The 2,348-nt window shown below is 63.2% G+C and carries 1 protein-coding gene; it reads left to right on the top strand.

Translation table 11 applies throughout. The annotated features are described in order from the left end of the window. Positions 1 to 2,348 (top strand): AMP-binding protein (locus LCU97_RS26435; RefSeq protein ID WP_232778204.1); only part of this gene is annotated, 2,348 nt, incomplete at both ends.

The following is a 2,348-nucleotide window of genomic DNA, read 5'->3' as shown; positions in this document are numbered from 1 at the left end:
CCCGCAAGGCGAAATCGAAATTGCCATTGCCCGGATCTGGCAGGACTTGCTCAAGGTCGAGCAGGTCGGTCGCCACGACAACTTTTTCGAGCTGGGCGGGCATTCATTGCTGGCGGTGAAATTGATCGAGCGCATGCGCCAGGTCGAGCTGGCCGCCGACGTGCGGGTGTTGTTCGGTCAGCCGACACTGGCCGCGTTGGCGGCAGCCGTTGGCGGTGCGCGCGAAGTGGTGGTGCCATTGAATCTGATTCCGGACGATTGTTCGCGGATCACCCCGGACATGCTGCCGTTGGCCGACCTGGACCAGGACGCCATCGACCGGATCGTGGCAACCGTGCCCGGTGGCGTCGCCAATGTGCAGGACATCTATGCCTTGGCGCCGTTGCAGGAAGGGATTCTCTACCATCACCTGGCCGCGGAGCAGGGCGATCCCTATGTGTTGCAGGTGATGTTCGGCTTTGACAACCGCGAGCGACTGCAAGCCTTTGCCCAGGCCTTGCAAAGCGTGGTGTCGCGAAACGATATCCTGCGCACCAGCATGGCGTGGCAAGGGTTGCCGGCACCGGTGCAGGTGGTCTGGCGCCATGCAACGCTGGCGCTCGAAGAGATCGAGGTGGACGCCACAGCGGGCGATGTGGTGCAGCAGTTGCACGAGCGTTTCGATCCTCGGCATTACCGGCTCGATATCGCCCAGGCACCATTGATGCGTGTGGCCTACGCGCAGGACCTGGCGAACCAGCGTTGGGTCGGCATGCTGCTGTTCCATCATATGGCGCTGGACCACACTGCCCTCGAAGTGGTGGTGCATGAAATGCAGGCCAACCTGCTGGGCCAGTCGGAGCAGCTCGCACCGGCCGTGCCATACCGCAATCATGTGGCGCAGGCCCGCTTGGGCGTGAGTCGTGAACAACACGAAGCGTTTTTCCGCGACATGCTCGCTGACATTGACGAGCCGACGCTGCCGTTCGGCCTGCAGGACGTGCAGGGTGATGGCAGCGGTATCGAAGAGACGCAGCAGGCGGTGGACGCCGAACTGGCCGAGCGTCTACGTGCCCAGGCCCGTCAGCTTGGCGTAAGTGCGGCGAGCCTGGTCCATTTGGCGTGGGCACAGGTGATCGGGCGTGTCTCGGGCCGCGAAGAGGTGGTGTTCGGCACGGTCCTGATGGGCCGGATGCAGGGCGGTGAAGGGACCGACCGTGCCCTGGGCATGTTCATCAACACCTTGCCGTTGCGCATCAGCGTGGGCACACAAGGGGTGCGTGCCGGCGTCCGGGCGACCCACGGGCGCTTGTCGGCGCTGCTGGGGCACGAGCATGCCTCGTTATCCCTGGCCCAACGCTGCAGTGGCGTGCCGGCGTCGCTGCCGCTGTTCAGCGCCTTGCTGAACTACCGGCACAGCGCGGCGCAAACGCCGTCCGACCCGGCCATCTCGGCCTGGCACGGGATCCATACCCTGAGCATGGAAGAACGCACCAACTATCCATTGATGTTGTCGGTGGATGACCTGGGCGAGGGTTTCCTGCTCACGGCCCAGGCAGTGGCGCAGGTGGGTGCGCAACGTGTTTGCGGCTACATGCACACGGCACTGGAAGGCTTGGTACAAGCGCTGGAGCAGGCCCCTGACACGGCACTGCGTGAAATCGCAATCGTGCCGGCAGTGGAGCGCGAGCAGTTACTAGAAACCTTCAACGCCACTGAAGCGGAGTATCCACAGGAACAAACGATCCATGGCCTGTTCGAGGAACAGGTACGGCGCACGCCGGATGCCGTGGCGGTGCGCCATGGCCGGCAGCGACTCAACTACCGGGAACTCAATGGGCTTGCCAACCGGCTGGCGCATTACCTGCAAAAACAGGGTGTGCAGCCGGATTCGCGGGTGGCGATCTGTGTCGAGCGCGGCCTCGACATGATCGTGGGCCTGCTGGCGATCCTCAAGGCCGGCGGCGGTTACGTGCCGCTGGATCCGGCCTATCCGGCAGATCGGATCGCCTACATGCTTCAGGACAGCGCCCCGGCGGCAATCCTGATGCAAGGCACCACGCGGGCCTTGCTGGGTGAGACGGCAGCGCCGGTGATCGACCTCGATAAAGGTGTCTGGCAGGACGAAGCAGCCCCCAACCCTCAGGTGCCTGAACTGACTTCGTCGCATTTGGCCTATGTGATCTATACCTCCGGTTCCACCGGGTTGCCGAAAGGCGTAATGATCGAACACCGCAACACGGTGAATTTCCTGACCTGGGCTCATCGTTCGTTCGATACCAACACCTTGTCGAAAACCCTGTTCTCCACCTCGCTGAACTTCGATCTCGCGGTTTACGAATGCTTCGCGCCGCTGACCTGTGGCGGCA

Source organism: Pseudomonas uvaldensis (assembly GCF_021271205.1).
Classification (GTDB): Bacteria; Pseudomonadota; Gammaproteobacteria; order Pseudomonadales; family Pseudomonadaceae; genus Aquipseudomonas; species Aquipseudomonas uvaldensis.
This window is presented reverse-complemented; position numbering and strand designations above follow the sequence as displayed.